The 7,969-nt window shown below is 37.3% G+C and carries 5 protein-coding genes; all 5 read right to left on the bottom strand.

Annotated elements, in window-relative coordinates:
* Positions 1-100: 100 nt before the first annotated feature.
* Positions 101-256 carry a hypothetical protein gene (locus tag B1B04_RS25745; RefSeq protein WP_170939016.1) on the bottom strand — a complete coding sequence of 52 codons (156 nt, stop codon included), beginning with the start codon at positions 254-256 and terminating at the stop codon, positions 101-103.
* Between the two features lie 497 nt (positions 257-753).
* Positions 754-2,580 (bottom strand): translation elongation factor 4, encoded by a 1,827-nt coding sequence (lepA, locus tag B1B04_RS18605; RefSeq protein WP_079562889.1) that lies wholly within the window; start codon positions 2,578-2,580, stop codon positions 754-756.
* Between the two features lie 966 nt (positions 2,581-3,546).
* Positions 3,547-3,816, bottom strand: coding sequence for an FmdB family zinc ribbon protein (locus B1B04_RS18595; RefSeq protein ID WP_240518341.1), 270 nt, complete (start codon positions 3,814-3,816; stop codon positions 3,547-3,549).
* Positions 3,817-3,836: 20 nt separating this feature from the next.
* Positions 3,837-5,015 (bottom strand): formamidase, encoded by a 1,179-nt coding sequence (fmdA, locus tag B1B04_RS18590; RefSeq protein ID WP_079562888.1) that lies wholly within the window; start codon positions 5,013-5,015, stop codon positions 3,837-3,839.
* Between the two features lie 839 nt (positions 5,016-5,854).
* Positions 5,855-7,750, bottom strand: a complete 1,896-nt coding sequence (locus B1B04_RS18585) for an acyltransferase family protein (protein ID WP_079562887.1) — start codon at positions 7,748-7,750, stop codon at positions 5,855-5,857.
* Positions 7,751-7,969: the final 219 nt, after the last annotated feature.

Here is a 7,969-nt window from a genome sequence, read left to right as displayed (position 1 = left end):
GAGTCCGGTTCAATACCGAACTCATTTTACTCAAGCTGCCTAATGAAATAACCGTGTCTAACTTTTAGGGGTCACTTCAATGATTGTGGAGGGCTACGAATTAAACGCCTAAAGATTCTCTTATTTTGCTTACTGCATCTTCTATTTCATAAGATGTTTCAAGTACCTCAGAATTTTCTTGGTGATTCGATTGAATGTACCGAATGATTGTATATAAATCATCAATCATTTCGTCATCATTTTTATATATTTTCATTTTGTTCCCTCCTTGATGCTACTTAATCATAACAAAAAGATGGATGAAGGCATAAAAATAACGCTAGCTTATGCTGCGTTTACTCGTTTACTGTAACATGATTATGTATGTAAAAAAGAAAATGGCGCACATTGTACGCCAAGTGTCATCAAATATAATACTTGGAAAATTAGTGAAACATTAAAATCAGTTTAACCATCATTCATTGCGTCACACACATGCAACAATATTAATGAGAATGGCTCACCTGTTAAAACTGTATAAAAAAGATTGGGGCATAGCTGAGCTGCCGTAACAGAAGATCGCTATGTCCACCTCACCGAGAAAATGGCCAGAGATGATGCGAACATCTTTGATTCATTCGCTCAAGATATATAAGAATTGATAACGTATTTTTTTATGGTGGTTAAATGGTGGGGAACCCTACCATTTAACCCTTATATAAATTATCTAAATACGTTACAAACCCTTATCACTACTGACTTATCACTACTGAATTACTTCGAATCATCCATCTTCAGAACAGCCATGAATGCTTCTTGTGGTACTTCGACTGAACCTACTTGTTTCATACGTTTTTTACCTTCTTTTTGTTTATCAAGAAGTTTTCGTTTACGAGAAATATCCCCACCGTAACATTTTGCTAAAACGTTTTTACGCATCGCTTTAATTGTTGAACGAGCGACAATTTTTTGTCCAACAGCTGCTTGAATTGGTACTTCAAATTGTTGGCGTGGGATTAATTCTTTTAGTTTTTCAACGATGACTTTACCTCGCTCGTACGCAAAGTCACGGTGCACGATAAAGCTTAGTGCATCGACTTGCTCACCATTTAATAAGATATCCATCTTCACTAGTTTTGAAGTCTGATAACCAATGAGTTCATAGTCAAATGACGCATAGCCCTTCGTATTTGATTTTAAATAATCAAAGAAATCATAAACGATTTCTGATAACGGCATTTCATAGATAATGCTGACACGTGTAGTATCGATATAATCCATTGTCATGAAGTTACCGCGTTTTAATTGACAAAGCTCCATAACAGCTCCTACATAATCGTTCGGTACCATAATTGTAGCTTTTACATATGGTTCTTCCACTCGATCAATTTTTTGAGGATCCGGCATAAATGACGGGTTGTCAACTTTAACTGAAGATCCATCTGTCATGTGAACATTGTAAATTACAGAAGGCGCCGTTGTGATTAGATCAATGTTAAACTCACGCTCAATACGCTCTTGAATGATTTCCATGTGTAAAAGCCCTAAGAAGCCACAGCGGAAACCAAATCCCAGTGCTTGCGATGTCTCTGGCTCATATTGAAGTGCAGAGTCATTAAGCTCTAACTTTTCTAACGCTTCACGTAAGTCATTATATCTCGCTGTATCGATTGGATATAATCCGCAGTATACCATTGGATTTAAACGACGATAACCTGCTAATGGCTCAGCTGCTGGGCGATTAGCAAATGTAACTGTATCCCCGACACGAGTATCCCCTACATTTTTAATGGAGGCTGTTAAATAGCCTACGTCACCAACTGTTAATTCAGACTGTGCTACAACTTTCGGTGTGTGTACACCAACTTCGATAACTTCAAATTCTGCTCCAGTAGCCATCATTCGAATTTTATCGCCAGGTTTTACTGTACCATTCATAATTCGAATGGAAATAATAACACCTTTATAAGCATCATAAACAGAGTCAAAAATAAGGGCTTGTAAAGGTGCTTCTGGATCACCAGTTGGTGCAGGCACTTTCTCTACAATTTGTTCTAAAATATCTTCAATTCCGATACCAGCTTTAGCAGAAGCTAAAACCGCTTCAGAAGCATCTAACCCGATTACGTCTTCAACTTCTTGACGAACGCGTTCTGGATCTGCAGCTGGTAAATCGATTTTATTGATAACTGGTAAAATTTCAAGGTCATTATCAAGAGCTAAATAAACATTTGCTAGTGTTTGTGCTTCAATACCTTGTGCTGCGTCTACAACTAAAATAGCACCTTCACAAGCAGCTAAACTACGTGATACTTCATATGTGAAATCGACGTGCCCTGGTGTGTCGATCAAATGGAATGTATACACTTCGCCATCTTTTGCTTCGTACTTTAATTGTACCGCATTTAATTTAATCGTAATGCCTCGCTCACGTTCTAAATCCATTGAGTCAAGGAGCTGTGCCTTCATTTCACGAGATGTTAATGATTTCGTTTGCTCTAAAATACGGTCAGCAAGCGTTGATTTCCCGTGGTCAATATGTGCAATAATAGAGAAATTTCGAATATTCTCTTGTCTTTTTAAACGTGCTTCTCGGTTCATCTTTTCCACTCCTAATTAAACTATAATGAATTATACTATGAATGATATGCAAAGTACAACAACAACTAGACTAGAAAGCCTATTACATCAATACTTGTAAGTGTTTTATGCGGTTTTTAGATTTTGCAGGTTAATGTATATTACAGCATGATTTCGAGGCTATTTGGGGCTAGTTTGGGACTAATAAAATACGGCGAGCGTGAGTAAAAGAATGCGTAAGTCAGAAAGAGTGAGGCTAATTGCTTCAATCTTTTTTGTTGGTAAATTATAAGAATATCTCACTTACATAAAAATAGCACTATACATATTTGTCCAAGGAATATGTTCAGAACATCTTTCGCATTTATCTACAATTTTATCACGTAAAATACCACTCTCTAAAAAGACATGCCATTGTTTATCCGATTAATAATAAACTTCACGAGTATAATTCGAAAAATTTCCAGAAGATTTACGAGGCAGATATCAAGAGATCGACCTCTTCCTCACAGATGAAAATGATCAAATCTACTGCGAAATATTAGGAGTATTTGTTGGAATTGGCTAGAGATCCATACACTGATGTTTGATGAAGATATTCGTGGATTATGTTACGGTTCTAACTTAATTATTAGAAATCGAACAAATTACATAACAAATGATATGCCTCTCCGTTTGTCAGAATTGTGTCTAAGTTATGTCCAGACAATCTGTTAAACCGCTAGGCGCTTTAATAATGCACTTCAAGACTCCACAAAAAGCTGATTGGCCATTTTACAACGGGCAATCAGCTTTTTTGTCGTTTAGAGATGATTAATATACGTTGAATTGAAAACTACTCGCCACTTAGCTAACGCTTGAAGTGGGAGTCTTCTGTCGGGATCTGAAAAAAAAACCTACCGACAATTATTTTCGCCTATCACAGTAGGCGCCTCTGAACGATAGAATGGCATCTTTATCCAATATATCCAATGAAGCAATAGGTGCTTACCCGAATTGCCACGGACGATTTGCGCCCGCCTTTTTCCTTGGCTTATTGGTCCCTAATTCTTCTCGACTCATAATTTGCGGTTCCATTCCCTTTTCGATTTGCGAACTAAGTGCTCTCGAAAGTGTATACACATTCGGTGCAAAATAGACTCGATTTGACTCTAATTGGCAAATAGGACAAATTGATTTGTCTTTATTCCCTGCCATCGATTTAAAAAATAACGTAAAATCTCCACAATCATTGCAACGAAATGTGTAACTAGGCAAGAATAAACCTCCTTATCCTATCATTTTGGCATAATATTTTTATCGAATATTTTTGTAGGGATTGCAATGGTACAACAAGCATTTGGAACATCAACTATGCCATTGATTCGACTTTCAACTGGTGCTGTACTCAGCAACATATAGGCTTGCTCACCTGTATAACCAAGCGTTTTTAAATACTCAATGGCATTCAAGCATGCCCGACGAAACGCAAGATTAGCATCTAAATAATGTTGTTTCCCATCCTTATTATCTACTGAAATCCCTTGGAAAACGAGGAAATCATTATAGTTTGGATCTACTGGGCCCGGTTGGAATACAGGATTCTCGTAAATTTTATAGGTTTCCATGCCACCTTTAATGACATCCACCTTTAGATCAATCCATCCTGCCATCTCGATACCACCACAAAATGTGATTTCTCCATCCCCTTGTGAAAAATGAAGATCTCCTACCGATAACTTAGCCCCTTCCACAAATACTGGGAAGAAGATTTTCGACCCTTTAGATAGATTTTTAATATCACAGTTTCCGCCATTTTCCCTTGGTGGTACTGTTCGAGCTCCTTCCTTAGCTACTCGATCAAACTCAGCCCCTTTTAATGTGCCGAGCACTGCCCTCTCCGGAGTCGGTGCATTGGCCAACGTTGGAACCCGGGCCGGGTTGGTCATGATGAGTTCTTTTTCTCGTTCATTCCATTTTTGCAAAAGTTCCATAGAGGGAGCAACGCCTATTAAGCCAGGATGGACAATCCCAGCAAACTTCACACCAGGTACATGTCTCGAAGTCGTATAAATGCCTTCAAAATCCCAGATTGATTTAGTTGCTTCTGGAAATTCGTCAACTAAGAAACTTCCCCCATTCTCTCTTGCGAAAATGCCGTTAAACCCCCACGCCGAATCTTGAAAAGTACCAATATCTAAAATATCTACGACAAGTAAATCTCCAGGTTCAACGCCGTTCACATAAACCGGTCCACTCAACACATGAACACGTGCAAGATTCACATCCCGAATATCATTTGGACTATCATCATTTTTAATTTGTCCATCTGTCCAGTCTTTACATTCCATTCTAAAAGAAGTGCCTGGATCTACTGAAAATGCTGCTGGTATGTCTGGATGCCATCGATTGTGACCAGGATGCGCCTGTTCTTCCATTGATTTGCTTAAATCTAGTTTATACAGAGTTTTCACCATTTGCTTTACTCCCCCCAGTTTCTATGTAAGTGATGTATGCGATTTCATATTATCAAAGATAAATAGTAACGTCAAATTATTCTGAATATTCTATCTCTAGATTGAGAAATAAACTAGAATGAATTGAGGGTAGTCAAATGTATTATTTCTTATTTAAAAACCACACACACTCAGTATTCCCTTCAACTCATCTTAATTACCTAAATTTTCTGATTATTTAGCAGAAAAATGGATGCATACAACTATTTATATAAAGTTGGATTATTTAATTTCTTTGTCATTTATTGTGCATCTAAAAATGGTTTGTAACTAGGCTCATTAATCTTTTTTTATGCAAATATGTATCGACAATAAAGTACAGTATACTGGAACGCCAATGTAGAATGAAAATCTCGTATCTGGACTGTAGGCTGAGTCTATAAAAATTTACGGTTATGTATTGAAGGAATTAGGGGAGGAATCTGTAACACTGTTTAGTCAAAATTTATTGGCAAGCGTGGCAAATTTCAGGACTAACAACTAGTCCCACACGCTCTGAACCCTTGATATAAATGGGATACTTCAAACTAGTATGAACCTTATACAAACCACAACATTAGAACGGTATAATTCCGTGACATCCGCCGGAGGCTTTGGGCCAACACGATGTTGGTCACTCAGTCGTTGCCACAGGACTTGGCGTACTTAGACTGAGTTCCTCTATTTCAGCGGGTGTTTGGACAACCACTGAAAGAAGTTAAATCAATGGTTATTTTAAATAGAGTGCCAGAGTGCTTAAGATTTTCCTACAAAAAATATCCAGCTACACTTACGTGCACTCTGGATATTTTATTACTAAATTATATATTGACTGATTGTTGAATTAGGCTCGTTAACGTATTAATACCTTTTTGTTCTAAATGTACGCCATCTGGAGCAAAAAATTCTGGATGATTAATAGCAGTCGAATGCCAATCAATCAATGTAATATTATCATGCTCTTGAGCTTTTTGTTGTAATGAATAATTCACTTTACCTTCCCAAGCACGTGGTACCCGAGTATTCACTAAATAAATATCGGCATTGACGAAAGCTCCAAGTAGTGCATCAATCTGATCATTCGTAAAGAAACCATTTGTGCCAAGTTGAATAATAACAGCTTTATTTGGCTGATTAAAACTAGCATAATTAGGTGCCAATTGGATTGCTTGTGAAACTTGGCGGCCAATTTTTGCATCAATCGTAATGTTTGGATAGATATTATGCAAACTTGAAGCGATGTCTATCATTAAAGAATCTCCAATTGCTAATATTCCATTATAGGATTCACTTTCAGGGTTAGCAGTTGTATCATTTTCACCCTGCTTAGGTTCTTCTTTGTCAGGAGGGCTAGCTTCAGCTTTTTCATTCTCAACATTCCCTGAGTCGCTTTCTGGTGCTTCTTTTTCCGCTACGGCATCATTCTGCTTAGACGGTTGTTCTCCACCATCGATTTTAATTTCTGTTGGTTGAGACTCTTTTGACTCCGTTTTTTCTTCACCTACTACACCTGTCATCCCAGTAAAAAATACTAACAGGAATAGTGGAACGAGCACCGTTGAAATTTTTCTAGCAATTGTAAGGCTGCTCCACTTATTTTTATTAACGACAAGGTGCTGTCGATAGTAGGCACGGAATCCTTCCTTCCGTATTGGCATTTCGATAAATCGATACGATAATTCAGCAATCATTAAAATAAGAACTAATTGTAATGCAACTCGCCAGTACGCAGGATTACCTATTTCATGGACTGGCGTACCCAATACCATAATCGGATAATGCCATAGATAAATTCCATACGATCTTGAACCTATCCAACGCAGAGGCTTCAACGAAAGTATTTTTCCTAAAATGCTAATTGGATGACAAACACACGCTATTAATATAGCTGCATTCAAACAGAATAGGAACATACCTCCTCTATATAAGAAAGTTTGATATTCATCTACAAAAATAATACTTAAAATGAAAATACTAAAAGCAACCAAACTTATTGCATTTAGTTTATTGACATGGTCGGTAGATAATTTTTGAGAAGATAGTCTTTTCATCGGCCAAACGAGCGCTAGCCAGCAGCCTATAAGTAATTCAAAAGAACGCGTATCTGTCCCATAATATACTCGACTTGGATCCGCTCCTGGTTCATACATTATGCCCATTAACACAGCTGAGCATATTGCAGCGATAAAGATATAAATGGCTAATTTAGCCTGCTTTTTAACAAGATAAAGCCCTAGCATTAACACAATTGGCCAAATTAGATAAAATTGTTCCTCAATGGCTAAAGACCATAAATTTTTTATAGGTGAAGGAGATCCAAAACTATCAAAATAAGAGAGTTTATGAAAAATGAACCACCAATTACTTGAATAAAAAATAGAGGATATTGCATCTCCACGCAATGTATCTAGAAGCTCCTTATGAAATAAGGTAGCCCAAGCGAATGAAGTAATAATCATTACGTATGCAGCAGGTAGTAGGCGTCGAAATCGCCCAATCCAAAATGCCCCTAATCCTACCGTTAACTGATTTCCTTTTAAGGGTAAAACAGTAGAAGTAATTAAGTAACCCGATAAAACAAAAAAGATATCAACTCCTAGGAACCCACCACTGGCCCATTTGAAGTTAAAATGATAAGCTATCACAGCTAGTACTGCTAAAGCTCGAACCCCGTCTAACCCAGGGATATAACGATGATTGACTGCCTTGCCTGACATAATATTCCGTCCTCTTCTTCCGGTAATCCATAAACCTTTGCAACATTTTTATAGTGTAAACGTTAGTTTTAAGTTACATCGTCCCCTTTTAACGATTGAATCAGTGCATTCACTTATATAAATGACGGATGAGTATTGATAAAAGTTTGCATTTTATCACATAAACAACATGAAATTTTTCTCATATGTATAGTTGCCCCCTTTATCCTTTTTGGAATA

Source organism: Lysinibacillus sp. KCTC 33748 (assembly GCF_002237755.1).
GTDB lineage: Bacteria > Bacillota > Bacilli > Bacillales_A > Planococcaceae > Lysinibacillus.
Note: the sequence above shows the minus strand (reverse complement) of the source record. Positions and strands in the feature narration are given on the sequence as shown.